We start from the raw sequence: 1,292 nt of genomic DNA, 5'->3' as shown, positions 1-1,292 counted from the left end.
CAGAGCAGACACCAATAATACGATAGCATTCAAATACACATACGTTTTCACTTTTTGAATGCCACCGACATGTAGATCATTCGCTGTCAGGTTTTCCTTTAAACGGGCATTGCATCGCTCTACACTCGTCCGTTTGTGATACATCTTCTTCCAATTCTTTGTGTCCCGATGTGGCAAAGAAAATCTGCGGAGATCATCGTGGACGTTCACTTTTACGACCATTCCGTAGTTGGAGGAAGAGCACCAAGCTGAGCCGTGTGGGCACTCTACTTTTCCCATCACATGCGGGCAACGAAATTTGAGATGGGTTCCGTCAGCACCTGCGTACACCATTTCAAATCCCATGCTGCATCGAGGCGTTCCGTTTGACGTATAACCAGCAGGTGGCTCTTTCTCGTTTCGGAGGTTTAGAGGAATGATAGCCTGTGCCTTGTATTGATGAGCGATTTCGTAGTTCTTGAGATGATCGTATCCACCATCCATCACGTAATTCTTACACACTTCCTTGGCTTGGTTGTTCACTTGTGCCAGGAGAGGAGGAGCCATGTCTCCATCGTTGACGTGAGCAGGAGTGACTTCTAAAGCAACAGGCAATTCGCTGTCCGCGTCTACTGCCAGATGAATTTTGTAACCGAACCACGTGATTTTATTGCCAAAGGAGTCGAACTTGGCTCCCCAGGTGGCGTTTCCTGTTCCTTGGCAGCGAGATTTCGGTTGCTTTTTTTCATACGCATCAATCGCCGTGCTGTCGATGGCAATGGTCGTTCCTGTAATGATTCCCTCTTCACGGCATTGCATGACGAGGTCGTAAAACAGCTTCTCGGCAACGCTTTTCTGGACAATTTGAGCAAATACGCGACTAAACGTTGCAATGGATGGAACGGGTCGATCAATGGGAAACCCACACTGGTAACGAAAGCGTAAATCACTTGTGAGTCTCAGATGAAGAGCAGTAAATTGCGAAATTCCTTCGAAAGGAGCCGCCAACAAAGACCGTAAAATCGCTTCGCGGCTGTGTCCCGTTGCCCCTTGGGGCGTAATGCTTCTCAATTCTTTGGCGTACGGGCGTAAGTCCAGAACCGAAAAAAATAAGGGCAGACGTTCTTTCGATTCAAGTTTTTGCAGTTCCTCAAAGGAAAAAAGTGATGGCTGGAGAATATACAAGTGACTTCACCTTCCTCGAAAAGTTTTCGTGTGTGGTTGCTTGAAAACTTCTCCTTCTTGGGGTGAAGTCCTTTTTTATGCTTTTCAAGTGCTTGATACGAAAGGGCTCAGAAATCTGCAAAAGGCTC

1 protein-coding gene is annotated in these 1,292 nt (G+C 46.9%); it reads right to left on the bottom strand.

Going from position 1 to position 1,292, the window contains the following annotated elements:
- A partial coding sequence (locus AC3WQH_RS25455) for a transposase (protein ID WP_197186361.1) occupies positions 1–1,164 on the bottom strand: 1,164 nt, incomplete at its 3' end.
- Positions 1,165–1,292: the final 128 nt, after the last annotated feature.

The organism is Brevibacillus sp. FW301-21C12A (assembly GCF_058788915.1).
Note: the sequence above shows the minus strand (reverse complement) of the source record. Positions and strands in the feature narration are given on the sequence as shown.